At 74.7% G+C, this 25,297-nt stretch carries 21 protein-coding genes; 16 read left to right on the top strand and 5 right to left on the bottom strand.

Annotated features, from left to right (window positions below):
• Positions 1-48: 48 nt before the first annotated feature.
• Positions 49-1,212 carry a winged helix DNA-binding domain-containing protein gene (locus tag K7396_RS04505; RefSeq protein ID WP_223659631.1) on the bottom strand — a complete coding sequence of 388 codons (1,164 nt, stop codon included), beginning with the start codon at positions 1,210-1,212 and terminating at the stop codon, positions 49-51.
• A 259-nt stretch (positions 1,213-1,471) separates the two neighbouring features.
• Here K7396_RS04505 and K7396_RS04500 point away from each other — a divergent pair, with 259 nt between their 5' ends.
• The 11 genes from K7396_RS04500 (at position 1,472) to K7396_RS04450 (ending at position 14,729) form a co-directional block, all read left to right on the top strand.
• Entirely contained in the window at positions 1,472-2,614 is a 1,143-nt protein-coding gene (locus K7396_RS04500) for a CaiB/BaiF CoA transferase family protein (protein ID WP_170314252.1), read from the top strand.
• Between the two features lie 101 nt (positions 2,615-2,715).
• The gene (locus K7396_RS04495; RefSeq protein ID WP_152104192.1) at positions 2,716-3,780 is read left to right on the top strand and encodes a glucose-1-phosphate thymidylyltransferase; all 1,065 of its coding nucleotides are present in this window, start codon (positions 2,716-2,718) and stop codon (positions 3,778-3,780) included.
• A gap of 389 nt (positions 3,781-4,169) precedes the next feature.
• Positions 4,170-5,819: a citramalate synthase gene (gene cimA, locus K7396_RS04490; RefSeq protein ID WP_086717476.1), complete on the top strand. Its 1,650-nt coding sequence runs from the start codon at positions 4,170-4,172 to the stop codon at positions 5,817-5,819.
• 63 nt (positions 5,820-5,882) lie between these two features.
• On the top strand, positions 5,883-6,917 hold the full coding sequence (locus K7396_RS04485) for a ketoacyl-ACP synthase III family protein (protein ID WP_086717478.1): 1,035 nt from the start codon (positions 5,883-5,885) through the stop codon (positions 6,915-6,917).
• Between the two features lie 163 nt (positions 6,918-7,080).
• Positions 7,081-8,052: an aromatase/cyclase gene (locus tag K7396_RS04480; protein WP_086717479.1), complete on the top strand. Its 972-nt coding sequence runs from the start codon at positions 7,081-7,083 to the stop codon at positions 8,050-8,052.
• Positions 8,039-8,668, top strand: coding sequence for an antibiotic biosynthesis monooxygenase family protein (locus K7396_RS04475; protein ID WP_086717482.1), 630 nt, complete (start codon positions 8,039-8,041; stop codon positions 8,666-8,668). Before K7396_RS04480 ends, K7396_RS04475 begins: the two co-directional genes overlap by 14 nt.
• A 140-nt stretch (positions 8,669-8,808) precedes the next feature.
• Positions 8,809-9,000: an acyl-CoA carboxylase subunit epsilon gene (locus K7396_RS04470; protein ID WP_086717483.1), complete on the top strand. Its 192-nt coding sequence runs from the start codon at positions 8,809-8,811 to the stop codon at positions 8,998-9,000.
• A 130-nt stretch (positions 9,001-9,130) separates the two neighbouring features.
• A complete protein-coding gene (locus tag K7396_RS04465) occupies positions 9,131-10,873 on the top strand; it encodes a fatty acyl-AMP ligase (protein WP_086717485.1) in 1,743 nt (580 codons plus the stop codon).
• Positions 10,870-12,582: an acyl-CoA dehydrogenase family protein gene (locus K7396_RS04460; protein ID WP_086717486.1), complete on the top strand. Its 1,713-nt coding sequence runs from the start codon at positions 10,870-10,872 to the stop codon at positions 12,580-12,582. The genes K7396_RS04465 and K7396_RS04460 overlap by 4 nt, the downstream gene beginning before the upstream one ends.
• A gap of 58 nt (positions 12,583-12,640) precedes the next feature.
• Positions 12,641-13,891, top strand: coding sequence for an acyltransferase domain-containing protein (locus tag K7396_RS04455; RefSeq protein ID WP_086717488.1), 1,251 nt, complete (start codon positions 12,641-12,643; stop codon positions 13,889-13,891).
• Between the two features lies 1 nt (position 13,892).
• The gene (locus K7396_RS04450; protein ID WP_086717490.1) at positions 13,893-14,729 is read left to right on the top strand and encodes a 4'-phosphopantetheinyl transferase family protein; all 837 of its coding nucleotides are present in this window, start codon (positions 13,893-13,895) and stop codon (positions 14,727-14,729) included.
• Between the two features lie 39 nt (positions 14,730-14,768).
• On the opposite strand, the gene K7396_RS04445 is transcribed toward K7396_RS04450, so the two are convergent.
• The 4 genes from K7396_RS04445 to K7396_RS04430 all read right to left on the bottom strand — a co-directional run bounded on the left by K7396_RS04445 (position 14,769) and on the right by K7396_RS04430 (position 19,377).
• Complete coding sequence (locus K7396_RS04445; protein WP_086717492.1) at positions 14,769-15,383, bottom strand: response regulator transcription factor; 615 nt, start codon at positions 15,381-15,383, stop codon at positions 14,769-14,771.
• Between the two features lie 52 nt (positions 15,384-15,435).
• Positions 15,436-16,671 carry a sensor histidine kinase gene (locus K7396_RS04440; RefSeq protein WP_086717494.1) on the bottom strand — a complete coding sequence of 412 codons (1,236 nt, stop codon included), beginning with the start codon at positions 16,669-16,671 and terminating at the stop codon, positions 15,436-15,438.
• Positions 16,672-16,817: 146 nt separating this feature from the next.
• Complete coding sequence (locus K7396_RS04435) at positions 16,818-19,109, bottom strand: TOMM precursor leader peptide-binding protein (RefSeq protein WP_143589081.1); 2,292 nt, start codon at positions 19,107-19,109, stop codon at positions 16,818-16,820.
• Positions 19,110-19,113: 4 nt separating this feature from the next.
• A complete protein-coding gene (locus K7396_RS04430) occupies positions 19,114-19,377 on the bottom strand; it encodes a hypothetical protein (RefSeq protein WP_086717496.1) in 264 nt (87 codons plus the stop codon).
• 267 nt (positions 19,378-19,644) lie between these two features.
• Here K7396_RS04430 and K7396_RS04425 point away from each other — a divergent pair, with 267 nt between their 5' ends.
• The 5 genes from K7396_RS04425 to K7396_RS04405 all read left to right on the top strand — a co-directional run bounded on the left by K7396_RS04425 (position 19,645) and on the right by K7396_RS04405 (position 25,236).
• Positions 19,645-20,439, top strand: coding sequence for an AfsR/SARP family transcriptional regulator (locus tag K7396_RS04425; RefSeq protein WP_086717497.1), 795 nt, complete (start codon positions 19,645-19,647; stop codon positions 20,437-20,439).
• 102 nt (positions 20,440-20,541) lie between these two features.
• Positions 20,542-22,140 carry an acyl-CoA carboxylase subunit beta gene (locus K7396_RS04420; RefSeq protein WP_086717499.1) on the top strand — a complete coding sequence of 533 codons (1,599 nt, stop codon included), beginning with the start codon at positions 20,542-20,544 and terminating at the stop codon, positions 22,138-22,140.
• A gap of 299 nt (positions 22,141-22,439) precedes the next feature.
• A complete protein-coding gene (locus K7396_RS04415) occupies positions 22,440-23,705 on the top strand; it encodes a beta-ketoacyl-[acyl-carrier-protein] synthase family protein (RefSeq protein WP_086717501.1) in 1,266 nt (421 codons plus the stop codon).
• On the top strand, positions 23,702-24,955 hold the full coding sequence (locus K7396_RS04410) for a ketosynthase chain-length factor (protein WP_086717502.1): 1,254 nt from the start codon (positions 23,702-23,704) through the stop codon (positions 24,953-24,955). The genes K7396_RS04415 and K7396_RS04410 overlap by 4 nt, the downstream gene beginning before the upstream one ends.
• 11 nt (positions 24,956-24,966) lie before the next feature.
• Positions 24,967-25,236: an acyl carrier protein gene (locus K7396_RS04405; protein WP_152104193.1), complete on the top strand. Its 270-nt coding sequence runs from the start codon at positions 24,967-24,969 to the stop codon at positions 25,234-25,236.
• Positions 25,237-25,297: the final 61 nt, after the last annotated feature.

Here is a 25,297-nt window from a genome sequence, read left to right as displayed (position 1 = left end):
CGCCCGGGGCGGGTCGTACGGGCGCACCTGCCGTGCGGGAGGGCGCTCTCACCCTCCGGGCGGTGCGAAGCGGATGTCGTGCGCGCCGGCGTCGGCCGCGGCGAACGCCAGCAGGCGGGCGCCCTCCCCGTACAGCGCGGCGCGGTCCGCGGCGCCGAGCGGCGCGAACGGCTCGATGCGCAGGACCGCCCCTTCGCGGTCGCGGTCGAGGGCCCACATCCCGCGGACGAAACCGTCGACGAGGAAGGTGGCGCGGACGATGCCGTTGCGGGTGAAGATGCGCCGGCGGTCGTCGTCGCCGATGACGCGGCCCCGGTCGGCGTGCGACAGCAGGATGTTGTCGAACTCCGGGAGGAACCGCACCGGGGCGGGGAGATCAGGGTCGGGCAGCGGCGCCCCGGGAACGTCGAACAGCTCGTTGCCGGCGGTGTCGCGGAAGGTGCGCAGCCGGTCCCGCAGCCCGTCGAGCACCGGGCGCAGCCGGGTCAGCCCCGACCAGGTCTGGACGTCCTTGACGGTGGCCGGCCCGTACGCCGCCAGATAGCGCAGCACCATCTCGGCCGGGGACGGGTCCGCCACCAGCGGCTCGCCCAGCCAGGACTCGGCGGTGGCGTACCGGGTCCGGCCGCCCACGCCCCAGATGCCACGGGGCGGCACCTGCACCAGCGGAAGCAGGGTGCGCGCCGCGTACGCGAGATGCCGCGCCGCCACGTCGGGCCACCGCCGGCGCAGCGCCTCGCCCAGCTCGGCGGTCGTCAGCGGGGCGTCGGCCAGCGCGTCGCGCGCCGCGACGGCGAGTTCGGCCGGGTCCACCACCCCCTTCACCGCCTTGCCGGACCCGCTGCCCACCCACAGGTCGCGGTCCAGGGCCGGCTGGGTCAGCGGCCGCAGCGTGCGGCAGTCCTGCGCCGTGACGAGGTGAACGGTGCTGCGCATCACGGCGATACGGGTCAGCGAGCGGTCCTCGATCGCCCCCGCCACGTCCGCGATCGCCAGCCCGTCCAGACGGGTCCACAGGCCGATGTAGGGCGGGTTGGGCGCCTGGGCCTGCAGTCCGACGAGCCGGGTGACCGCGTCGAGGACGCCCAGCCGGTGGCGCCGCAGCAGCAACTGGCGGGCCAGCAGTGCGCGGTTGAGGGCTCGGGTGCTGAGGACGGGACGGTCGTCGCCGCCGTGGTGCGGGCGGCTGCTCGCCGGCATCCGGGTGGCCATCGGGTTCCTTCGGTCGTGGTGCGGGAGGGCAGGCCCACTATGGACCCCGGCACTCGCCTCCGGCTCGAACCGCGCGGGCGGGGTGTCGGCGGGCCGTCGGCGTGGCGCGAGAGACCCTCAAGGCCCGGTGCAGCGCCCGCTGCCACCCTCCGCGGATGCCGCCTTCCTCCTATCCCGGCCGCCCGCCCGCCGCTACGCCGCCCCGCCCCGCCGCCCCGTCCGCGCCACACCACCGGGGCCCGCGGTGAGCGGCGGCCCGCTGGCCGGCCTGCGGGTCCTCGAACTCGCCGCGATCGGCCCCGCCCCCTACGCCTGCATGATGCTCGCCGACCTCGGCGCCGAGGTGATCCGCGTCGACCGGCCGGGCCAGGAGCGTGCCTTCGCCCCGTGGCACCGCATCCTCGACCGCGGCCGCCGGCCGGTCGCCCTCGACCTCAAGGATCCCGCCGGCACCGGCCTGCTGCTGCGGCTGGTGGACGGCGCGGACGTGCTGGTCGAAGGCTTCCGGCCCGGGGTGGCCGAGCGGCTCGGCGTCGGGCCCGGGGCGTGCCGCGCGCGCAACCCGGCGCTGGTGTACGGCCGGATGACCGGCTGGGGCCAGGACGGGCCGCTGGCCCAGGCCCCCGGCCACGACATCAACTACATCGGCCTCACCGGAGCGCTGCACGCCATCGGACCGGCCGGCGGCGCCCCGGTCCCGCCGGCCAACCTGCTCGGCGACTTCGGGGGCGGCGGCATGCTGCTGGCCGCCGGGATCCTCGCGGCCCTCGTCGAACGGTCCCGCTCCGGCCTGGGCCAGGTGGTGGACGCGGCCATCGTGGACGGCACCGCGTCGCTGACCGGCATGCTGCTGGCCATGGCGCAGGCGGGCCAGTGGGACGCGGACCGGGGCGGCAACCTGCTCGACGGCGGGGCGCCCTTCTACGCCGTGTACCCCTGCGCCGACGGCGGGCATGTCGCGGTCGGCGCGCTGGAGGAGCGCTTCTACCGGGCGCTGCTGGCGGGCCTCGGACTGGACGGGGACCGGCTGCCGGACCGCGACGACCCCGCCAACTGGCCAGCCCTGAGGCGGGAGTTCGAGGAGCGGTTCGCGACCCGGACCCGCGCGCAGTGGGCCGCGGCCTTCGACGGCACCGAGGCGTGTGTGACCCCCGTGCTCAGCCTGGCCGAGGCCGCCGCCCACCCGCACCACCGTGCGCGCGGCACCTACCGCCCCGCCCCCGACGGCGTCCAGCCCGCCCCCGCGCCCCGGTTCGCCCGCACCCCGGCCCGGCCGGACCCGGCACCGCCCCGGAGGCCCTCCCGGAGCCTGCTCGCCCGCTGGGGCCTCACGGAGGCGGAGAGCGCGCGACTGGGCGCGGGGGAGCAGCCCGCTGCGACGGCAAGAACCAGCGGGGGTTGAGCGCGCCGCGACCTGACCGCCGCATTCTGCGCCGGCTAGGTCACAGGCCCGCCGCCGCCGTGCAGCGCGGCGGCCGGCGACGCGGTGAGGAAGGACTTCCCATGAAGGCACTCGTGTTGGCCGGCGGGCTGGGCAGCCGGCTGCGCCCGTTCAGCCATTCCATGCCCAAGCAGCTGATCCCGATCGCCAACCGCCCGGTGCTCGTCCATGTGATGGCGGAGCTGCGCGCCCTCGGCGTCACCCGGGTCGGCGTGGTGGTCGGGGACCGGGGCGAGGAGATCGTGGCCGCGCTCGGCGACGGCACCGGCCTCGGCGTCGAGCTCACCTACATCCGGCAGCACGCACCGCTCGGCCTGGCGCACTGCATCACCATCGCTCAGGACTTCCTCGGCGACGACGACTTCGTGATGTACCTGGGCGACAACATGCTCACCGACGGCGTGGCGGACATCGCCCGGCAGTTCCGGGCCGACCGGCCCGCCGCCCAGGTGGTGGTGCACAAGGTGCCGGACCCCCGGGCGTTCGGGGTCGCGGAGATCGACGAGAACGGCCGGGTGGTGCGGCTCGTGGAGAAGCCCGCCGAGCCGCGCAGCGACCTCGCGATGACCGGCGTCTACTTCTTCACCCCGGCCGTGCACGAGGCGGTCGCCGCTATCGAGCCCAGTGCCCGCGGCGAACTGGAGATCACCGACGCGCTGCAGTGGATGGTCTCCCGCGGCGCGGAGGTGCGGGCACGGATCTACTCCGGCTTCTGGAAGGACACCGGGAAGATCGAGGACGTCCTCGACTGCAACCGCGAACTCCTCGACCGGCTCGCCCCTTCCGTACGGGGCACCGTGGACGGGGCGAGCGAGGTGCGCGGCCCGGTGGTGATCGAGGAGGGTGCCCGCGTCGTCCGCTCCCGCCTCACCGGCCCGGTCATCATCGGCGCGGGCACGGTGGTGGAGGACAGCCATGTCGGGCCGCACACCTCCATCGGCCGGGACTGTGTGCTGACCGCGGCGGAGGTGGAGTACTCCATCATGCTGGACGGCGCCACGGTCCGGCGCGTCGGCGGCGTTCGGGGCTCGGTCATCGGCCGGGACGCGACGGTCACCTCGGCCGTCCGCACCCGCTGCTCCCGTCTCGTCGTCGGCGACCACTCCAGCGTCGAGGTCGCCGCCTGACCGGTGGGTGGGCGCTCCCCGGCCGGGCGCGCTCACCCACCTCGCACCGCCGGCCGACGGGGCCGTATGCCTCGACTGCCGCTCCGGACGGGCCGCCACCGTGCCCTGTCGCCTGGCCGCGGCTGCCGTCCGGCACGCCCGCCGTCCCGCGCGTCGCCGCACCGTCCTGCGCGCCTCGCCCTCCCCGTACCCCCCGCCGGCCTGCCCCGTCCCGCGCCAGGCCAACCGCCGCGATCGCGCCCCACCGGCCCGCGCCCCACCGGCCCGCGCCCGCCGCCCCGCCCCCCCCGCTTGAGCGGCCCTCCATCCCCGCTCCACCCCACCACCCGACCGTGACCGCTCCGAGCCGCCCGACCGAGAGCGGCGTGAGTCAGGGAGACGGAGGGGCCATGGCCGACCAGCGTTTCCAGCTCTACGACACCACCCTGCGCGACGGAACGCAGCAGGAGGGCATGGTGCTCACGGTGGAGGACAAGCTCGCCGTCGCACGCCATCTGGACGCCTTCGGCGTCGGGTTCATCGAGGGGGGCTGGCCGGGTGCGGTCCCCAAGGACACCGAGTTCTTCCGCCGCGCCGCACACGAAATCCAGCTCCACAACGCCCAGTTGGCGGCCTTCGGCGCGACCCGCAAGCCGGGCGCCATGGTGTCCAGCGACCCGCAGGTGCGTGCCCTGCTCGCCGCGGGCACCCCGGTGGTGACCATCGTCGCCAAGAGCCACCCGCGCCATGTCGAACTGGCCCTGCGCACCACGCTCGCCGAGAACCTCGCCATGATCGGCAGCACGGTGCGTTTCCTCGTGCACGCCGGCCGGCGGGTCTTCGTCGACGCCGAGCACTACTTCGACGGCTACCGCCTCAACCGCGAGTACGCCCTGGAGGTGGTCCGGATCGCCGCCGACGCGGGGGCGGAGGCGGTGGTGCTGTGCGACACCAACGGCGGGGGACTGCCGGACCGGATCGGCGCGGTCGTCGACGACACCCGCACGGCGACCGGGGCCCGCCTCGGCATCCACTGCCACGACGACTCCGGCTGCGCGGTCGCCAACACCCTCGCCGCCGTCGACGCCGGCGCCGACCACGTCCAGGGCACCGCCCACGGCTACGGCGAACGCTGCGGCAACGCCGACCTGTTCACCGTCACCGCCAACCTGCTGCTCCAGCGCGGGCTGGAGGTCATCTCCCTCGAACAGCTGCGGGAGATGACCCTCTCCGCCGGGTCCATCGCCGAACTGACCGGCATCCCGGTGCGCGCCGCCGCCCCGTACGTCGGCGCCGGCGCCTTCACCCACAAGGCCGGGCTGCACGCCTCCGCACTGCGCGTCGACCCCGGCCTCTACCAGCACGTCGACCCGGCGCTGGTCGGCAACGCCATGCACACCCTCGTCTCCGACCTGGGCGGCCGCTCCTCCGTGGAGCTCAAGGCCCGTGAACTGGGCTACGACGTCGAGGCCGGCTCCGAGCCGGTCGCCCGCGCCGCCGCCCGCATCAAGGACCTGGAGACGCGCGGCTACAGCTTCGAGTCGGCCGACGCGTCCTTCGAACTGCTCCTGCGCGAGGAGCTGCAGGGGGCCGTCGGCGGACCGCCGGAGTGCCCCTTCGACGTCGAGACCTGGCGGGTCGGCGTGGACCGGCGGCCCGGCGGCGGCACCCGCACCCAGGCCTCGGTGCGGCTGCGGGTCGACGGGGTGCCGCTGAGCGCCGCCGGCGAGGGCAACGGGCCGGTCAACGCCCTGGACCGCGCGCTGCACACCGCCCTCGACCCGTTCTTCCCGGAGCTGGCCGCACTGGAGGTCGTCGACTACCAGGTGCGGGTGCTGCCCGGCAGCGCCGTGGCGGGCGACGGCAGCGGCGCGGCCGCCCGGGTGCTGGTCACCTTCAGCGACGGGCGGCGCCGCTGGGGCACCGTCGGCGTGGACGAGAACACCGTCGCCGCGTCCTGGCGGGCCCTGCTCGACGCGGTCCGCTATGTGCTGCTGTCCGGTGCGCGGACCGGCGGTGAGGACCGCCGGGCACGGCCGACCGCCGCCGTTGCCGACTGAACCCGCCGGCGGGCCGCCGCTCATGCGGCCGCGCCGGCCGCGAACCACACTCCAGGAGTGGCTGTGCGAGTGGACGACATCTTCATCCGGGGGACCGCGACCAGGCTGCCCTCCTCCTTACCGATCGCCGACGCCGTCGCCGACGGCAGCTGCCCGCCCCAGGTGGCCCGGGCCACCGGCATGCTGGCGGTGGCCCACTCGCCGGACGAGTCGGCCGCCGAGATGGGCGCGGCGGCCGCCCGCAAGGCTCTGGCCAGGGCCGCGTCCGCCCCGGGCGACATCGCGCTGATCCTGCACGCCGACACCTACCACCAGGGCCAGGACCTGTGGCCGGTCGCCTCGTACATCCAGCGCGAGGCGGTCGGCAACACCTGCCCGGCGATCGAGATCCGGCAGATGTCCAACGGCGGGATGGCCGCCCTGGACCTGGCCACCTCCTACCTCACCGCGGCCGCGGGCCGCCGCGACGCCCTGCTCAGCGCCGCCGACCGGTTCTGCGCGCCCGGCATCGACCGCTGGCGCACCGACCCCGGCACCCCCTACGCCGACGGCGCTAGCGCCCTGGTGCTCTCCCGGCAGGGCGGCTTCGCCCGGCTGCGGTCGCTGGCGCTGCTCGCCGACCCCGAACTGGAGCCGATGCACCGCGGCGACGAACCCTTCGGCCCGGCCCCCTTCAGCCACCGCACCCCGGTCGACTTCGAGGAGGCCAAGCGCGCCTTCGTCGGCCGGGTCGGGATGTCCTTCGCGATCAGCCGCGCCAACGCCGGCCAGCGCACCGTGGTCAAACAGGCCCTGGCGGACGCGGACCTGGAGCTGGCCGAGGCGGAGTGGGTGGTGCTGCCGCACTTCGGCCGCCGCCGGCTGGAGGCCATCTACTACCGGCCCTACGGCATCGATCCGGCCCGCACCACCTGGGAGTGGAGCCGCACCGTCGGCCACCTCGGCGCCGGTGACCAGTTCGCGGGCCTGGACCACCTCGTCACCTCGGGCCGGGCCGGGCCCGGCGACCGGGTCGTGCTCATCGGCGTCGGCGCCGGCTACAGCTGGGGCGCCGCCGTGGTGGAGATCTGCGACCGGCCCGCCTGGGCAACGGCCTGAGCCCGCCCGGCGGGTGGTCCCCGGCCGGCCGCCGCCCCTCGGCCCCCGGACCGGTGCGCCGCCGGTCCGGGCGCCGTCCGACCCGCGCTCCAGCCCCGCTCAAGTCCCCCCTGCCAGTCTGCTGCCGCCGCCTGCGCGGCGCGTATCGAAGGGAAGGTCCGCCGTGGCGCCGACCGTCACCACCACCGGCACAACCCATGTCACCGAGCACACCGTCACGGTCGCCGCCCCGCCCGGCACCGTCTACGACCTGGTCGCCGACGTCACCGCCTGGCCGCAGGTCTTCGGGCCGACCGTGCACGTCGAGGTGCTGGAGGAGGCCCGCGGCGAACAGCTCCTGCACCTCTGGGCGTTCGCCAACGGCGAGGTGCGCGACTGGACCTCCCGCCGCACCCTCGACCCCGCCGCCCACACCATCACCTTCCGCCAGGTGGTCTCCGCCGCGCCGGTGGCGTCGATGGGCGGCACCTGGCGGATCATGCCCGACGACGACGGCGGCTGCCGGGTGATGCTGCTGCACGACTACCGTGCCGTCGGCGACGACCCGGCCGCCGTCGCCCTCATCGAGCAGGCGGTCGACCGCAACAGCCGCGCCGAACTGGCGGCGCTGAAGAACGCCGCCGAACTCGCCGGCCGGCGCGGGGAGACCACGTTCACGTTCAGCGACTCGGTGGAGATCGACGGCGCCGCCGCCGACGTCTTCGCCTTCCTCGACCGCGCCGACCGGTGGCCCGAGCGCCTGCCGCACGTGGCGCGGCTCCGGCTCACCGAGGACGAACCGGGCCTCCAGCACCTGGACATGGACACCCGAAGCCCCGACGGCTCCACCCACAACACCACGTCCGTGCGGATCTGCTTCGCCGACCGCGCGGAGATCGTCTACAAGCAGCTGCGGGTGCCCGTCGCCATGGCGGGCCACACCGGCCGCTGGGAGATCACGCCGCACGGCACCGGCGTCACCGCCACCTCCTGGCACACCGTCACCCTCGATCCGGAGGGGGTGCGCCAGACACTCGGGCCCGGGGCGACGCTCGAAGAGGCCCGCACCCTGGTGCGCAGGGCGCTGGGGACCAACAGCTCGACCACATTGCGCCACGCCAAGCAGTTCGCGGAGGAAGCACATGCCCGGACGTGACCTCAACGGGCCCGTCACCGTCATCAACCGGTTCCGCGTCAAGGGCGACACCGGAAAGTTCGAGCGGGAGTTCCACGAGCACTCCCAGTTCCTGCGCCGCCAGCGGGGTTTCGACTTCCTGGTGACCGTCCGGCTCGTCGAACAGCCGCAGCGGTATGTGCACCTGGGGCACTGGCGCAGCCTGCGGGACTTTCTGGACGTGGTCCACGACGACACCTTCCTCGACCGGGTGCGCCGCCTCGGGGCGCTGGTGGAGACCGAGGCCGACCAGGCCGTCAGCGTGGGGCGGACGCTCCACGACGACGCCGCCGTCGGCGACGCGGACGTCGTCCTCCTCCACGCCAGGGTCCGCGGCTCCGGCGACGAGTTCGAGCGCCGCTTCAGGGAGCTGACCCACCGCTGGGCCCGGCTCGACGGCTTCGGCGGCAGCGACCTGCTGCGCTCCACCCTCAGTCCCACGACCTATGTCGGGCTGTCGTGGTGGCGCGACGGCGACGCCTGCGTCTCCGCGCTGGCGGACCCGCGGGCCGGCGACCGGCTCAGGGACGTCTCCGAGATCGCCGACGTCACCACCGAACGGACCGTGCACATGGCCTACCAGCGCGTCATCGGCTGACGCCGCACCCGCGCGCACCGCCGGAGCCGAGGACCCACCGGTCCTCGGCTCCGGCCGTTCCCGCCCCGGACGGCCCGCGTATAGCGATCTTCCCGGGCGGACCCGAGCGCCCTTCGAGCGACCCGGCGCATCCTGCGGACATGGCCAACGACATACGGTTCACCGTGGTCCGGGGGAGACCGGACAAGGCCGAACTCGCCGCCGTCACCGCAGTGTTGCTCGCCGTGCTGCGTGCCGGCGAGACCGCCGCACCCGCGCCCGGTGAACCGCCGGTGCCCCGCGCCGGATGGAGCCGCGCGCGCCGCGCACCCGTCGGCTGGTCCACGCCATGACCCCGCGGCCGCCGCGCGCACCGCACCACCGGCACCCGCACCCCGCCGGCGGGGCCGCGCCCGGCGCCCGCACCGCACCGCCGCAGGGGCCGACCGGGGCCCGTCCACCACGACATGGGAGGGGGAGGCGTTGAACGGCAACCACGACTTCGCCCAGCTCGTCCGCTCCAGGGCCGCCCAGACGCCCGACCGGGAAGCGCTGATCGTGCTGCCCGAATACGAGGGCCGGGCCCGGCCCGAAGTGGTGACCTACCGTGCGCTGGACGAGGGCGCCCGCCGCCTCGCCGGCTGGCTGCAGGAGCGCGGCGCCGCCGGCGAGCGGGTGCTGGTCGTGCACAGCGACCGCCGGCTGTTCGCCATCAGCTTCCTGGCCTGCCTCTACGCCGGCGCACTCGCCGTCCCCGTGCCGCCGCCCGACGGGCGCGGCCACCTCGAAGCCCGCCTCGCCGGCATCGTCAAGGACGCCGCGCCCCTCCTCGCGCTGGCCGACGGTGCCGGCGCACCGGACGTCTCCCGGCTGCTCGCCCGGCACGGCCACGGCCACATCCCCTGCCTCGCCACCGAGGTCGTCCCCGCGTCCGGGACCTGGCAGGAGCCGGATCTGCGGGGCGACACGGTCGCCTTCCTCCAGTACACCTCCGGCTCCACCCGCGAACCCCGCGGCGTGATCGTCACCCACGACAACCTCCTCGCCAACCAGCGGGCGATCAGCCGGGTGCTGCACACCCCGCCCGGCGCCCGCCTCGGCGGCTGGCTGCCCTTCCACCACGACATGGGCCTGATCGGCCAGTTGCTGCACCCGCTGTGGCTCGGCGGCAGCAGCGTGCTGCTCTCGCCCGAGGCGTTCGTCCGCCGCCCCGCGCGCTGGCTGGAGGCGATCGGGCAGCACCACGTCACCGTCAGCGGCGCCCCGGACTTCGCCTACGACCTGTGCGTGCGGCGGGTCACCGACGAACAGCTCGCCGGCCTGGACCTGTCCGGATGGGAGATCGCGGTCAGCGGCGGCGAGCCGGTGCGCCCGGCCACCCTGCGCGCCTTCGCCGAACGCTTCGCCCCGGCCGGCCTGCGCCCCGGGGTGCTCACCCCCTGCTACGGCCTGGCCGAGGCGACCCTGCTGGTCTCCGGCGCCCCGGCCGGCACCGAGCGCCGCGAACTGACCGCCGACGCCGCCGCCCTGGAGACGCACGAGCTGCGGGCCCCCGCCGAGGACGCGCCGCGCCGCCTGCTCGCCGACTGCGGCGAACCCGCCGACGGCACCCTGCTCATCGTCGACCCGGCCACCCGCAGGCCGCTCCCCGACGGCCGCATCGGCGAGATCTGGCTGCGCGGCGACAGCGTCGCCCGCGGCTACTGGCGCCGCCCCGCCGAGACCGCCGCCGCCTTTGACGGCACCACCGCGGCCGGCCAGGGCGGCCACCTGCGCACCGGCGACCTCGGCACCCGCGAGGACGGCCGGCTGTATGTGACCGGCCGGCTCAAGGACATGATCGTGGTGGCCGGCCGCAACCTCTATCCGCAGGACCTGGAGACCACCGTCCAGCGCCTGAGCGCCCTGTTCGGCGCCGCCACCGCCTTCGTGGTCCCCGGCGAACGCGAACGCGTCGTCGTCGTCCAGGAGCTGCGCCCCGGCAGCCGCTACGACACCGACCTGGCCGCGCTCACCTCCGCGGTCGGCGCGGCCCTCACCGACGAGTACGACGTCCGGGCCGGGGCGGTACTGCTGGTGCGGCCCGGTACGGTCCGCCGCACCACCAGCGGCAAGGTCGAACGCGCCGCGATGCGCCGGCTGTTCCTCCAGGGCGAGCTGCGGCCGCTGCACCAGCGGATCGACCCCGAGGTCCAGGAACTGCTGCCGGCCGGGAGCCCGCGGTGAGCGCCCCGGCACAGGACCGCATCGACCGGCTGGAGGCCGCCTTCGGTCCCCTGGACGACCCCGGCAACCCGTGCGGCCAGGACGCCCTGCTCGCCGCGGACTCCGCGGGCCGGGCACCGGCGGCGGCCGAAGCGGTGCTGGACTCCTTCGCCTTCGACGCCGAGTTCGTGCCCGAGCGCCACGGCGGGCGGCTGGCGCGGATGGACGTCCTGGGCCGGGTGCTGCGCCCGGTCTTCCGCCGCGACGCCTCCCTGGGCTTCGGCTACGGACTCAACTGCTTCTTCGCGGCCGTCCCGGTGTGGACCGGGGGCACGGACGAGCAGTGCGCGCTGGCCGCCCGGCTGCTGCTCGGCGGCCGCCGGATCGCGGTCGCCCGGCACGAGGTCGCCCACGGCAACGCCTTCGTCCGCGAGGAGTTCGCCGCCGAGCCGGTCGCGGAGGGCTACCGGCTGCACGGCAGCAAGTCCGTCATCGCCAACGCCGCCCGCTCCGCGGGACTGGTGGTGTTCGCCCGCACCGGCGAGACCAGGGGCCGCACCCACTCGGTGCTGCTGCTCGACCGCGACCGGCTGCCCGCGGGGCGGGTGCGCAACCTGGGCCGCCGCGCCACCAACGGCATGCGCAGCACCGACTTCAGCGGACTGAGCATCACCGACTGCACCGTCCCGCACGAGGCACTGGTCGGCTCCCTCGGCGACGGCTACGAACTGAGCCTGCGCTCCTCCCTCGTCATCCGGGGCCTGATCCCGTCCATCGTGCTCTCCGGCGCCGACACCGCGCTGCGCACCGTCGCCCAGTTCGCCACCCGGCGCCGCGCCGACGGCCGCTCCTCGCTCGACGTACGGCACGTACGGGACGTGCTGACCGGCGCGTTCCTCGACCTGCTGCTCGGCGACTGCCTGGCCGCCGTCGCCACCCGGGCGCTGCACCTGCTGCCCCGCCAGATGAGCGCCTACGCCGCCGCTGCCGCCTACCAGGCCCCCAAGCTGCTGGCCGAGTCCATGGACGAGATGTCGGCGGTGCTGGGCAAGGCGACCTTCGCCGAGGCGGGCGCGTACGCGATGTTCCAAAAGCAGCTGCGGGACCTGCCGGTCACCTCGCTCGGGCACGCCGGCAGCGCCGGCCGGCAGGTCAGCCTGCTGCCGCAGCTGCCGTACTTCGCCCGCAACGCCTGGTTCGCCGACCCCGAGGCCCCGGCCGCGCTGTTCCGCGTCCACGACGGACTGCCGCCGCTGGACCTCTCGCAGCCGGCGCTGCTGGGCGACGGCGATCCGCTCGCCGCGACCCTGGTGGCCTGCACCGACCGGCTGGAGGGCGCCGCGGACGCGTCCCGGGACGGCGGCACCCTGCGGTTCCTCGCCCGCGCCTTCACCAGCGAACTCGCCGACCTGCGCAAGGCGTTCACCGACATCGCCCCCGACGACCGCAAGGCGCTCGCCAGCCCGCACGCCTTCGGCCTGGCCGACCGCTACTCCCTGGTGCTGACCGCGGCCGCCTGCCTGGGCGTGTGGCACGAACAGCGCGCCGGCACCGACGCCTTCCTCGCCGACCCGGCCTGGGCGACCGCCGCGCTCTACCGCCTCGGCCGCCGCCTGGGCCTGCCGCTGCCCGACCGCCCGGCCGCCGACGAGGAACGCGTCCTGGCCGAGGTGCTGGCCAGGCTCCACGGCCGCCGCAGCTACGACCTGTACGGATCCGCGCTGGCCTGACCACCCGCGCACCCCGTCGCCGTACCGACGCACCCGACCCCGTCCCGAGGAGCCCGCCATGCACCGCACGCCCCCGTCCACCCCGCCGAACGAACCGGACTACGAGGGCTGGCTCACCGCGCGCCTGCGGCACTACCTCGGCCGGCCCGTCGCGGCCGACGTCGCCTTCGCGGAGTACGGGCTGGACTCGGTGGCGGCGCTCAGCCTCTACGGCGACATCGAGGAGGAGTTCGGGCCGCTGATCGACCCCACCGACATCTGGGACTACCCCACCGTCCGGGAACTCACCCGCTACCTCCAGCTCCGCGACATCCGGCCCTGCGGCGGCCGGCGCATCCGCGCCGCCTTCGTCTTCACCGGCCAGGGCTGCCAGCACCCCGGGATGACCGCCGGCCTGTACATGCACTCCACCGGCTACCGCGGCTACCTCGACGAGGCCGCCGACGTCCTGCGCCCCTACACCGGCCGCTCCGTCGTCGACCTCATCCTCAGCGGCGACCGCCGCATCCACCGGACCGCGTTCACCCAGCCCGCGCTGTTCGCCGTGCAGTACGCCCTCGCCCGCACCCTGGAGGAGGCCGGGGTACGGCCGGTCGCGGTGCTCGGCCACGGCATCGGCGAGTACGCCGCGGCCACCGCCGCCGGGGCCCTGCCGCTGGCCGACGCCGCCCGGCTCGTCGCCCTGCGCGGGGCGTTCATGCAGTACCTGCCGTCCTCGGACGGCGGCATGATGGCCACCTGCGCCGCGCCCTACGAGGCGACCGAGGCGATCGCGGGCGAGCCGGGCGTCGTGATCGGCGCGGTCAACGCCGCCCGCGCGACCGTGCTGTCCGGGGAGCGCGCCGGCCTCGAACGGGTCCGCGTCCGGCTGGAGGAACGGGGCATCCGCTGCACCCTGCTGGAGGTCTCGCACCCCTTCCAGTCGCCGCTGATGGAGCCGATGCTGCCGCGCTTCGAGGCGGTCGCCCGCCGGCTGCCCGGCAGCGCCCCGCAGCTGCCCTACTACTCCACCGTCCACGGCAGGCTCACCACCCAGCCCCTGTACGCGCCCTACTGGAGCCGGCAGATCACCGCCCCGGTCCGGTTCGCCGACGCGGCACGGCAGCTCCTCGACCAGGAGACCCCCAGCCATGTCGTGGAGATCGGCCCGCGGGTGGTGCTCACCCCGTTCGTCCGGAGGATGGGCGGTTCGGCCGGCCCGGTCTGCCTGGGGGTGTGCCGCGGCCCGGAGAGCAACGCCGTCGACCTGGCCGGCGTGCTGTCCGCCCTGGACGCGGGCCCGCTCTCCGACCCGCTGGTGCGGGCCTGACATGGCACCGGCGTCCCCCCATGCCGGGCCCCCGCCGAGCCGCCCCCGGGCCGTTGCCGGACCGCAGGGACCGTGGCACACCGTCCATGACGACCTGTCCGCCACCGGTGTGGTCCTCGTCTACGGGCTGCTGGCGCAGTGGCTGCCGCACATCCAGGACGTGGCGCGGGTGCGGCCGGTCCTCGGCCGTGACTGGCACCGCTACCAGACTCTGACCCACCCCCGGGCCAAGGAGCGGTTCCTGGCCTCGCGGCTGCTGCTGCGGCACGCCGCCGCGGTGGCCATCGAGACCGCGCCGGACCTGGTGGACCTGGCCTACCAGCCCGGCGGCCGGCCCTTCGTGCGCGGCTGCGACCAGATCGACATCAGCCTCAGCCACACCGAGGAGGTGATGGTGGTGGGCATCACCAGCCGCGGGCGGGTGGGCGTCGACGTGGAGCTGGCGGCACGCCGGATGGCCGGCACCGGCTCCGAGGCACAGGGCTGCACCCCCTTCGAGCGGCAGCGGCTGGACGCGGCCGACGGCCGGGACCGCAACGACACGCTGGTGCGGCTGTGGACGCTGAAGGAGGCGTACAGCAAGGCGCTGGGGCAGGGACTGCGGTTCCGCTTCACCGAGTTCGGCTTCGCCCTGGACGGCACCCGGGCCCGGCTGGTCGGGCCCGACGGGCGGGACGCGGGGGCCGACGACTGGCTCTTCGCCACCTTCGCCGTCGAGGACAAGTACGTCGTCAGCGCCGCCGTGCAGGACGCGGGGTTCGGCGACGGCACCGATCTGTCCGTCCAGACGGCCCTGGACGCCGGACTGCTGGACGCCCTGCTGGACACCGCCGGCTGACCCCGCGCCGGCCCGGCTCCCGCCGCCGGGGGACCGCCGTCACGGTATCCAGCCGGCCTCCTCGGCGATCCGGACCGCATCGATCCGGTTGCGCGCGTTGAGCTTGGCGACGATCGCCGTGAGGTAGTTGCGGACGGTCCCCTGCGACAGGAACAGACAGCCCGCGATCTCCGCGGCGTCCGCGCCGCGCGCGGCCAGCCGCAGCACCTCCAGCTCGCGCGGCGAGAGCGGGTTCTCGGGGGAGTCCCAGGCGGCCAGGGCCAGTTGGGGGTCGATCACCCGCCGCCCCGCCGCCACGCTCCGTACCGCCTGGGCGAGCTGGTCGGGCGGTGCGTCCTTGAGGAGGAAACCCGTCACCTGCGAGGCCAGCGCGCGGCGCAGGGTCCCGGGGCGGCCGAGGCTGGTGAGGATCAGCGTGCGGCAGTCCGGGAGGCGCTGGTGCAGCTCCGCGGCGGCGGTCAGCCCGTCGATGCCCGGCAGGTCGATGTCGACGACGGCGACATCGGGCCGGCTGGCGAGCGCGGCCTCCACGATCTTGTCGCCGCGGTCGACGGAAGCGATCACCCGCAGGTCCGGTTCCAGTTCCAGAAGGGCGATGAGCGCACCGCGGATCATGTGCACGTCCTCGGCGAGCAGGATCTTGACGGCGAGCATGGCAGGTCTCCCCCGGCCGGCAGGTGCCCGGCCGCGGCCGGGCAGTCATCGATCAGGCCGCGGGTCTCGCGGCCATCCGGTCTTGCGTGGTGCGCGCGGCGATCGGCCGCGTCGGCGCCTCGGCCACCATCCGGAAGGTGCCGTCCCGGGTCCGTTCCGCCTCCAGCCGCCCGCCGACCGCACCGAGCCGGGCCGTGAGATTGCCGATGCCGCTGCCGCTGTGGGGGGAGAGCGCGGGCAGATCGTCGGGTACGCCGTCGTTGGTCAGGGTCAGCGTCACACGCTCCTCCTCCGTGACGGCGCTGATGTGGCAGGTCTCGACCTTGCTGTGGCGCAGGATGTTGGTGACGCCCTCGCGCAGGGCCGTCGCGAGCACGGTGTCGATGACCGGGTGCAGCCGTCCGCAGGAGATCTCCACCTCCGCCCGGACGTCCGCCGAGGCCAGGATCGCCGCCGCCGACTCCGCCTCCGCGGCGAGCGACATGTCACGGTACCCGCTGGCCACCATGCGCACATCCGACAGCGCCTGACGGGAGATGTCCAGCAGCGAGGCGATCTCCTCGCGCGCCTGCTCCGGCCGGCCGGGCACCAGCCGGTAGATCAGCTCGCTCTTGAGCGTGATCGCCGAGAGGCTGTATCCGAGCAGGTCGTGCAGGTCCCGCGAGAAGCGCAGCCGTTCCTGCGAGACGGCCAGCCGGGCGAGTTCGGCGCGCGAGCGGTGCACCTCCTGGACGAGGTCGGTCAGCCGGGACAGGCCGTAGATCACCAGGCCGGTGAAGAGCGTCGACAGCACCAGATAGGAGGTCTCCAGCCAGCTGAGCGAGACCACCAGCTGGAAGGAGGCGGGCACCGCGACGGTCGCCGCGAACGGGATCCACGCCCGCGGGAACGGCACCAGCAGGAGAATCGATCCGGCCAGCGGGCCGGTCATGCTGACCCAGGTGCGGTGGAAGATCAGGACGGGCGCGTAGGTGAACACCGCCTGGGTCAGCAGCATCAGGACCCTAGTCCGCGTCGTCCAGCGCTGGGCGCGTGCGGAGGAGTGCAGGAACTGCAGGAGGAACACGGCCAGGACGATGGCCACCGACGCCACCAGCGTCGGCGTATTGGCGCTGTACTCCAGGGAGTTGAGCGAGACCACGATCGACAGGCACAGCAGGACCACGATGGTGATGGTCCGGGCGAGCCGCGGCGCCGGCAGGTCACGGTCGGGCAGCCCCGCGGGCCACCGCGGTCGCTGAGGTAACGGCTCCGCGCCGGCACCGGACGGAACGCCGGTGACACCCATGTATGCCCCCCGTGCCTTGGCTGCGCGGCTCTCGGACGTGAAGCATAGTATGGCCCAAACCTGGGTCCTGACCGTCTGTGGAGCGGGTTTTGCGGAGGTGGCCGGGGCCTCTGGCATATGGCCCGCGGGCCGTCGTACGGCCCCCTCTACACGAAGAGTGGGACGGGGTTGAGGTCCTCGTATCGGGTCCGGCGCGACAGCCGCCCCTCGGCCACGGGGACGTCGAAGAGCCTGCCGGGGGCGAACCGCGCCCAGAAGTGCCGCAGACCCGGAACCAGCACCGCCACCACCGGAATGCCGACGTCCGGCCGGGTCTGGTCCAGGACCAGCAACTCCAGCCCCCGCGCGGCCACCAGGTGCTTCGCCGCCTCGATGTCGTCGCGCAGGTCCGCCCGCGGCCGGTATCCGTAACTCCCCGGTGTGTACGCGCGCTGCCCGCCGTCGGGCAGCAGATAGGGCTGCGCGGCGACCGTCGCCCCGGTCCACCACGCGAGCAGATCACGGTCCCGGGTGAGGTACCCCGTGCCGTCCTCGCGGGCGCCCAGCACGGGCGGCAGCAACTGGTTCAGCTCGGTCAGGGCGCGGCGCAGCGCCAGCCGCGGGTCGAAGTGCGCCCCGAAGCCGAAGGTGATGTCCTGCGCGGCCTTGTCCCGGCGCCGGGAGACGGCCGCCACCACCGGAACGCCGAAGTCCGAGGTGAGGTCCAGTGCCCACACCTCGCGGTGCAGGTCCCGTTCGTAGGCCGTGCGCAGCCCGGCGATCCACGGTTCGTCGAAGGCGTCGAGGTCCAGCGCGGCGTGCCGGGTGCGGTTGTACCACCACTGGGCGACCGCGTCCCGCTCCACCAGCTCCAGGAAGCCCTGTACGACGGCGTCCTCCAGGCTGCTGCCGGCCGCGCGGCCGTTGGAGTCGGCCGCAAGGGCGGGCGGCCTGCCGTCCGGGCCGGGACCGAAGTACAACAGCGAGGTGGGCAGCAGGCGTTGACGGCCGTGGGTCAGCGACCACACCGGGGTCCAGTCGGTGGGGGCGGCGGCGTCGAAGGGCGCGGCGATCCGCTGGAGCGGCGAGGCGGTCGCGTTCCACCGCGCGCGGTCCCGGAACTGCCGTGCCGCCCACAGCTGGCAGCGATTGGGGTGCAGCGCGTCGCCGCCCAGCGCCCGCAGCGAGTCACGGATCACCGGCTCATCGCCCTGACGCGTCCCCGAATAGCGCTCCACGGCCTCGCACAGCGCACTGACCCGCGCCTCCACGGCGGTCACGCCCTTGCCGCCGCTGAGGCTGCGCAGTCCGCCGCGCAGCCAGCCCAGCCCGCCGCCGAGCGCCACGTTGTGCCCCGAGGTGTAACAGTGCAGCGCGGCAGGGGCGTTGTCGGCCCGCCGGATCTCGCTGACGACGCCGGTCACCGGTCCCACCAGGTGGCCGTGGCGCGCCAGCATCTCCTCGGGGGACAGCGCCCGGTGGTTGCCGCCGCCGTGCGCGGCCTTGAGGCGGGAGACCGGTGTCACCGGCCGGCACACCGTCAGCGCCACCAGCGCCGGGTCACCGCAGGCCGGGCACTGGGGTCTTCGGTGCACGGCGTGGTGGCGGGTGTGCAGCGTCAGGGTGTCCAGCGCACAGATCGCGTCATGGCCCTCCCGCCGCACCCCGCCCAGCCAGGTCGCCGCCATCAGCACGGCCCACTGCAGGCCCATCGCGCGCCCGGCGGCCAGCGAGGCCTCGGGCGCCGCCACCGGGCGCCGGGCCCCCAGGGCGCGCTGCACCGCGAGTTCGCCCCGCCGGTGACCGCGCAGCCGGTGGGCCAGACAGTGCCAGCAGGCCCCGTCCCGCGGCCGGAAGACCGGCCCGGCCCACGGCTCGGCGCCGCCGGTCCGCACCGGCAGCCAGGGCCGGCCCTGCGCCCGGTGCCAGGCGTCGACGGCCGCCAGGTCCGGGGCCAGATAGTCGTCGCAGAGCACCAGGGAGAGATCCGCCGCGCCCGCGGACGGGCCGCCGCCGGGGCCGGGCGCGGCCACCGTGAGGCCGGACTCGGCGCAGGCGGCGCCCAGCGGGCCGGCCGCGCCCCGGCCCACGGTCAGGATCTCGACCGTCGGCCGCGCCCGCGGCGGCGCGGACCGCAGGCCGGAGACCTCGGCCAGGTCCCAGAACGCCGCGGCCGCACCGTCGCACGGCGCACCGGGCGCCGCGCGGTAGCCGATCAGCCCGGCCGTCGCCAGCTCGGCCACCACCGCGCCGGCCTGCACCGCGGGCAGCTCCCGGGCCGCCTCCGTCAGCAGTTCCGACAGCGTCCGCGTCCCGTCCAGCAGCGGCGCGACGACCTCGGCGGGCCGCCCGAACAGCGCGGTGACCCCTCGTTCGGACAGCAGGTAGGTGGCCTCGTCGGGCACCACTTCGGCACGCAGATGGCGGCGGAAGCCGACGAAGGGCTCCGTGGTCTCCACGGCGTCAGACGGCGTACGGGATACCGGTCAGCAGCGCGGTGGCCGTGGCGTCCGGCCGTCCCAGATCCTCGATGACGAGTGCGGGAGCGGTGTAGACGGGCTCCGCGCCCAGCAGCCCGAACTCGGCGAACACGGCCGCCGGGTCGGTGGTGTAACGGTGCTTCAGGTCGGGCTCCAGGCCCGCGCGGGCCACGAGTTCGGCGAAGCGGGAGAGGTCGGCGGCGTCGGCCGCGGGGCGGGCAGGCATGGTCCGGTGCATCGCGGGCATGTGACTGTTCCCTCCGTTGTCGGATGGGCCGTCCCAGGTGGCCTGAACTGCTCGGCGCGACGGCCCGGCGTCCGGTGAGGCAGTATTCTGCGGGCGCCGGAGGCAGGGCCCCAGTGCCTGGTTCACCACATCGGCATGACATTTTCATGATTGTGCTCATGAGTGGCTCACTGGGCTCGCGCGCTCCCCGGTGCGAACCTCGCTTGAAGCTCGAGATGACCCGCGGCCCCGTGGCCGGCGGTTGTGACTCACGAGGGGAGAGCACTCATGGAAATCAAGGTTCTGGGCCCGCTGACCGCCCACGAGCACGGTGTCTCGCTGGTGCCCAGCGCCGCCAAACCGCGGCAGATACTCGCGCTGCTCGCCCTGCAGGGCGACCATGTGGTGACCGTGCCCACGCTGATGGAGGAGATCTGGGGGCAGAACGTGCCGCGCAGCGCGGCCACCACCCTGCAGACCTACATCCTCCAGCTGCGCCGCAAGATCGCGGTGGCCCTGGACGGCGACCCCGTGCGCAACGCCAAGGAAGTCCTGGTCACCCAGCACGGCGGCTACCTCCTCCAGATCCAGCCCGGCCAGGTCGACGTCCAGGAGTTCGAGCAGCTCGCCCTGTCGGGGCGCGGCGCCTACGACGCCCACGACTACGCCGCCGCCTCGGCCCTGCTGGGCAAGGCGCTGGCCGTCTGGCAGGGGCCCGCGCTGGTCGACGTGCCCGTGGGCGGGGTGCTGGAACTGGAGGTGCTCCGGCTGGAGGAGGACCGGATGGCCTGCCTGGAACGCCGGATCGACGCCGACCTCAAGCTCGGCCGGCACACCGAGGTGGTGCCCGAACTCTGCTTCCTCGCCGCCAGGAACCCCATGCACGAGAACTTCTGCGCCCAGCTGATGACCGCACTGCACTGCTCGGGCAGCTCCTGGCGCGCGCTGGAGGCGTACCAGCGGCTGCGCGAGGCCCTCGTCGGGGAGCTCGGCATCGAGCCCTCGGCCCGGCTCCAGCAGCTCCAGCACGCCGTGCTCTCCGGCGACCTCGGCCTGGGGCAGCCGCTGACCGCCACCGGCTGACGGCGGACCCGGGCCGCCGCCGGGCGGGCGGGCCGCGCACGGCCGCGGCCGCGCCGCCCCGCTCTCCAGCGGAGTTCGAGCCGGCGTTCCTACGTTCGGCCGATGACGATCCTTCAGGAAACCGCGACGCCGCCGCTGACCCCGCCGCGCCCCGACCTGGGCCGCGCCACCGACGAGCTGCACCGCCTCAAGGAGGAGGTCGGCCGGGGCCCCGACGCGGCCGCCACCCGGCGCCAGCACGCCAAGGGCAAGCTGACCGCGCACGAACGGCTGGAACTCCTCTTCGACGAGGGCACCTTCACCGAGATCGAACCGCTGCGCCGGCACCGCGCCACCGGCTTCGGCCTGGAGTCCCGCAAGCCGCACGGCGACGGCGTGATCATCGGATGGGGCCTGGTGCACGGCCGCACCGTCTTCGCCTACGCCCACGACTTCCGGGTGTTCGCCGGGGCGCTGGGCGAGGCCCACGCGGCCAAGGTGCACAAGGTCATGGACCTCGCGGAGGCGTCCGGCGCCCCGCTGGTCTCGCTCAACGACGGCGCGGGCGCCCGCATCCAGGAGGGCGTCACCGCGCTCGCCGGCTACGGCGGGATCTTCCGCCGCAACGTCCGCGCCTCCGGGGTGATCCCGCAGATCTCGGTGATGCTCGGTCCGTGTGCCGGCGGCGCGGCCTACTCCCCGGCGCTGACCGACTTCGTGTTCATGGTGCGCGAGACCGCCCAGATGTTCATCACCGGGCCGGACGTCGTCCAGGCCGTCACCGGGGAGCAGATCACCCACAACGGTCTGGGCGGCGCCGATGTGCACGCCGGGACCTCCGGCGTCGCCCACTTCGTCTTCGACGACGAGGCCGCCTGCCTCGACGAGGTGCGCTGGCTGCTCTCGCTGCTGCCCCGCAACAACCGTGAACTCGCCGCGCCCGTACGGGGCGAGGACCCGGCGGACCGGCGCACCGACGCGCTCACCGGCCTGGTCCCCGCCGACCCCGGCCGGGCCTACGACATGCGCGCGGTGATCGAGGAGATCGTCGACGACGGCGAGTACCTGGAGGTGCACGAGGGCTGGGCCCGCAACGTGGTGTGCGCCCTGGCCCGGATCGACGGGCGGACCGTCGGCGTGATCGCCAACCAGCCGAACACCCTGGCCGGCGTGCTGGACATCCACGCCTCGGAGAAGGCCGCCCGCTTCGTCACCACCTGCGACGCCTTCAACATCCCGCTGGTGACGCTGGTGGACGTGCCCGGTTTCCTGCCGGGCGTCGACCAGGAGCACGGCGGCATCATCCGGCACGGCGCCAAGCTGCTGCACGCCTACTGCAACGCCACCGTGCCCCGCATCTCGATCGTGCTGCGCAAGGCGTACGGCGGCGCCTACATCGTGATGGACTCCCGCTCCATCGGCGCCGACCTGTCCTTCGCCTGGCCCACCAACGAGATCGCGGTGATGGGCGCCGAGGGCGCCGCCAACGTCGTCTTCCGCCGCGAGATCGCCGCGTCCCCCGACCCGGACGCCACCCGCGAGCGGCTGGTCAAGGAGTACAAGTCCGAGCTGATGCACCCCTATTACGCGGCCGAGCGCGGCCTCGTCGACGACGTCATCGACCCCGGCGACACCCGGCGGGTGCTGGCGCGGTCCCTGGCCATGCTCCGCGAGAAGAAGGCCGACCTGCCCGACCGCAAGCACGGCATCGTCCCGACCTGAGACCGTCCGCACCTCGCTGACCAGCGCCTGCGGCACCCCTGTCGGCAGATCCACGCACATACGAGCGGGTATCGAGGCGAGGGCCGAACCATGGCGGAGCCGACAGCGGGGGAGCGCCACCAGCGGCCGCCGCAGCTGTCCGCCACGGCGGCGGGGCGCCCGGGGGAGGATCCCCGCCCGGCCCCGGCCGCCGGGCTCACCGAGAGCGGACCGACCGAAGGGAACACCGTGGCCCGCAACGTTCCGTCAGGCCCGTACCCGCAGGGGTACCCGGCCCCGTCGAAGGCGAGGTAGCGGCGATGCGCAGAGTCGCCATCACAGGACTCGGGGCCGTGGCGCCCGGGGGAGTCGGCATCAAGAACTACTGGGACCTGCTGACCGCGGGACGGTCGGCGACCCGCACGATCACCTTCTACGACGCCTCCCCGTTCCGCTCGCGGGTCGCCGCCGAGTGCGACTTCGACCCCGCGGCCGCCGGGCTGACGCCCCAGGAGATCCGCCGGCTGGACCGCGCCGCGCAGTTCGCGGTCGTCTCCGCCCGCGAGGCGCTCGCCGACAGCGGCCTGGAGACGGCCGGCATCGACCCGGGCCGGATCGGCACCTCCCTGGGCAGCGCGGTCGGCTGCACCACCAGCCTGGAGCGCGAGTACGTCGTCGTCAGCGACGGCGGACGCAGCTGGCAGGTCGACCACACCTATGCGGTCCCCGAGCTCTACCGGCACTTCGTGCCCAGCTCGATGGCCGCCGAGGTCGGCATGGCGGCCGGCGCCGAGGGCCCCGCGGCCGTCGTCTCCACCGGCTGCACCTCCGGTCTCGACTCCCTCGGCCACGCCGTCGAGCTGATCCGCGAGGGCACCTGCGACGTCATGATCGCCGGCGCCACCGAGGCCCCCATCTCCCCGATCACCTCGGCCTGTTTCGACGCCATCCACGCCACCACCCCGCGCAACGACACCCCGGAGAGCGCCTGCCGCCCCTTCGACCGCACCCGCAGCGGACTGGTCCTGGGCGAGGGCGCCGCCGTCCTGGTCCTGGAGGAGCTGACGAGCGCACGGGCGCGCGGCGCGCACATCTACGCGGAGATCGCCGGGTTCGCCGCGCGCTGCAACGCGTACCACATGACCGGACTCAAGCCGGACGGCCGGGAGATGGCCCAGGCCATCGACGCCGCCCTGGCCGAGGCCCGGATCGCCCCCACCGCCATCGACTACATCAACGCCCATGGCTCCGGCACCAAGATGAACGACCGGCACGAGACCGGCGCCTTCAAGCGCAGCCTCGGCGCGCACGCCCACCGCACCCCGGTCAGCTCCATCAAGTCCATGATCGGGCACTCGCTCGGCGCGATCGGCTCGCTGGAGATCGCCGCCTGCGCGCTGGCCATGGAGCACTCGGTGCTGCCGCCCACCGCCAACCTGCACGAGCCCGACCCCGAACTCGACCTGGACTACATCCCGCTCACCGCCCGCGAGCAGAAGGCCGACACCGTCCTCAGCGTCGGCAGCGGATTCGGCGGTTTCCAGAGCGCGATGGTGCTGGCCCGCCCGGAGAGGAGCGCCGTATGACCGCCACGACCGTGGTGACCGGCATCGGCATCACCGCGCCCAACGGACTGGGCACCGAGGAGTACTGGAAGGCCACCCTGGACGGCCGCTCCGGCATCGGCCCGGTCACCCGCTTCGATGCCTCCCCGTACCCCGCGACGCTGGCCGGCGAGGTCCCCGGGTTCGTCGCCGAGGAGCACATCCCCAGCCGGCTGATGCCGCAGACCGACCACATGACGCGCCTCGCACTGACCGCCGCCGCCTGGGCCATCGACGACGCGGGGGTCGACGCGGCGGCCCTGCCCGAATACGGCATGGGGGTGGTCACCGCCGCCTCGGGCGGCGCCGTCGAGTTCGGCCAGCGCGAACTGCAGAACCTGTGGAGCAAGGGCAAGGAGTACGTCAGCGCCTACCAGTCCTTCGCCTGGTTCTACGCCGTCAACACCGGCCAGATCTCCATCCGGCACAAGATGCGCGGCCCCAGCGGGGTGCTGCTGACCGAACAGGCCGGCGGCATCGACTCGCTCGGCCACGCCCGGCGCCACATCCGCAAGGGCATCCCGCTGGTCGTCGCCGGCGGCGTCGACGCGGCCCTGTGCCCCTGGGGCTGGGTGCCGCAGCTCGCCTCCGGGCGGATGAGCACCGCCGACGACCCCGCCCGCGCCTTCCTGCCGTTCTCGCCGGACGCCCGCGGATACGTCGCCGGGGAGGGCGGGGCGATCCTCGTCACGGAGGACGCCGGCAGCGCGGGCGACCGCGGCGCACGGCAGATCTACGGCGAGATCGCCGGGTACGCCGCCACCCTCGACCCGGCCCCCGGCACCGGCCGCCCGCCCGGTCTGGGCCGGACCGCGCGCCAGGCGCTGGCCGACGCCGGCCTCGCGCCCGCCGACATCGATGTGGTCTTCGCCGACGCCGCGGGCGTACCGGAACTCGACCGGGAGGAGGCCGAGGCGATCACCGCCCTCTTCGGCCCGCGTGCCGTGCCCGTCACCGCTCCCAAGACCATGACCGGGCGGCTGCTCGCCGGCGGCGCGGCCCTGGACGCGGCCACCGCGCTGCTCGCCCTCCGCGACGGCGTCATTCCCCCCACCGTCAACGTGGCCGCCCCGGCCACGGACTTCCCCCTCGATCTGGTCACCGGCTCACCGAGGGAGCAGGACCTGCGCGCCGCGCTGGTGCTCGCCCGCGGCCACGGTGGCTTCAACGCGGCCCTCGTCGTACGACGGCATGCCGCGACGACGGACCCGGCATCCGGCCGGAACCACTGAGAGGACACGCCATGCCCATCACCACCACCCACGTCACCCTGACCGACCTGACCCGGATGCTGCGGGAGAGCGCGGGCGAGGAGGAGGGCGTCGACCTGGACGGCGACGTCATGGACACGCCCTTCATCGAGCTGGGCTACGACTCCCTCGCCCTGCTGCAGGTGATCGGCGAGATCCAGCGGGAATACGGCGTGGAGATCCCGGACGACGCGGTCGTCGATGCCGAGACCCCGCGCGCCCTGCTCGACCTCATCAACGCCGGCACCGCGCCGGCCGCATGATCAGGCGTCGAAGGCGGCCATCCCGGTTCCCCCGGCCGGACGGGCCGCCTTCGGCGCCGCT

Origin of the sequence: Streptomyces angustmyceticus, from assembly GCF_019933235.1 — a bacterium.
Lineage (GTDB): Bacteria > Actinomycetota > Actinomycetes > Streptomycetales > Streptomycetaceae > Streptomyces > Streptomyces angustmyceticus.
This window is presented reverse-complemented; position numbering and strand designations above follow the sequence as displayed.

Excerpts from the sequence above, each read along its gene's own strand:
- K7396_RS04505 (WP_223659631.1), bottom strand. The coding sequence starts at position 1,212 with ATGGCCACCCGGATGCCGGCGAGCAGCCGCCCGCACCACGGCGGCGAC.
- K7396_RS04495 (WP_152104192.1), top strand. The coding sequence starts at position 2,716 with ATGAAGGCACTCGTGTTGGCCGGCGGGCTGGGCAGCCGGCTGCGCCCG.
- cimA (WP_086717476.1), top strand. The coding sequence starts at position 4,170 with ATGGCCGACCAGCGTTTCCAGCTCTACGACACCACCCTGCGCGACGGA.
- K7396_RS04475 (WP_086717482.1), top strand. The coding sequence starts at position 8,039 with ATGCCCGGACGTGACCTCAACGGGCCCGTCACCGTCATCAACCGGTTC.
- K7396_RS04470 (WP_086717483.1), top strand. The coding sequence starts at position 8,809 with ATGGCCAACGACATACGGTTCACCGTGGTCCGGGGGAGACCGGACAAG.
- K7396_RS04455 (WP_086717488.1), top strand. The coding sequence starts at position 12,641 with ATGCACCGCACGCCCCCGTCCACCCCGCCGAACGAACCGGACTACGAG.
- K7396_RS04450 (WP_086717490.1), top strand. The coding sequence starts at position 13,893 with ATGGCACCGGCGTCCCCCCATGCCGGGCCCCCGCCGAGCCGCCCCCGG.
- K7396_RS04445 (WP_086717492.1), bottom strand. The coding sequence starts at position 15,383 with ATGCTCGCCGTCAAGATCCTGCTCGCCGAGGACGTGCACATGATCCGC.
- K7396_RS04440 (WP_086717494.1), bottom strand. The coding sequence starts at position 16,671 with ATGGGTGTCACCGGCGTTCCGTCCGGTGCCGGCGCGGAGCCGTTACCT.
- K7396_RS04430 (WP_086717496.1), bottom strand. The coding sequence starts at position 19,377 with ATGCCCGCGATGCACCGGACCATGCCTGCCCGCCCCGCGGCCGACGCC.
- K7396_RS04425 (WP_086717497.1), top strand. The coding sequence starts at position 19,645 with ATGGAAATCAAGGTTCTGGGCCCGCTGACCGCCCACGAGCACGGTGTC.
- K7396_RS04420 (WP_086717499.1), top strand. The coding sequence starts at position 20,542 with ATGACGATCCTTCAGGAAACCGCGACGCCGCCGCTGACCCCGCCGCGC.
- K7396_RS04415 (WP_086717501.1), top strand. The coding sequence starts at position 22,440 with ATGCGCAGAGTCGCCATCACAGGACTCGGGGCCGTGGCGCCCGGGGGA.
- K7396_RS04410 (WP_086717502.1), top strand. The coding sequence starts at position 23,702 with ATGACCGCCACGACCGTGGTGACCGGCATCGGCATCACCGCGCCCAAC.
- K7396_RS04405 (WP_152104193.1), top strand. The coding sequence starts at position 24,967 with ATGCCCATCACCACCACCCACGTCACCCTGACCGACCTGACCCGGATG.